Source organism: Mesorhizobium sp. PL10 (assembly GCF_053714315.1).
Genome location: NZ_JBSKBR010000232.1, coordinates 1 through 296, shown reverse-complemented (window position 1 = coordinate 296; position 296 = coordinate 1). Strand labels below are relative to the sequence as shown.

At 56.8% G+C, this 296-nt stretch carries 1 protein-coding gene; it reads right to left on the bottom strand.

Annotation, left to right across the window (positions count from 1 at the left end; genetic code table 11):
* Nucleotides 1-296, bottom strand: a 296-nt coding sequence (locus ACWGTO_RS33990) for an IS66 family transposase (RefSeq protein ID WP_454579018.1), incomplete at both ends; no start/stop codon positions are given.

Below are 296 nucleotides of genomic sequence, written 5' to 3'. Positions count from 1 at the left end.
TTCAGCTATGTTGTTATCGATTTCAACACGGCCATCGTCGATGTAAACGCTCAACGCTGCCCATCGCGAGAGGGCATATCGCATCGCTTCCGCCAGCTTCTGCTTCTGTGGCAGCGTCGAAAGCGTCTTTTCTATCCAGCTCTTGAGATCCGCCAGAAGGGGCCTGGCGTGTTGCTGGCGCAGTGTACGCCGCTCCTCAGCCGACATGCCGCGGATACGATCCTCGATATCGTAAAGCGCACCGATGCGCGACAGCGCTTCGTCAGCGATCGGAGATGGCTTCAGCTTGATCACAT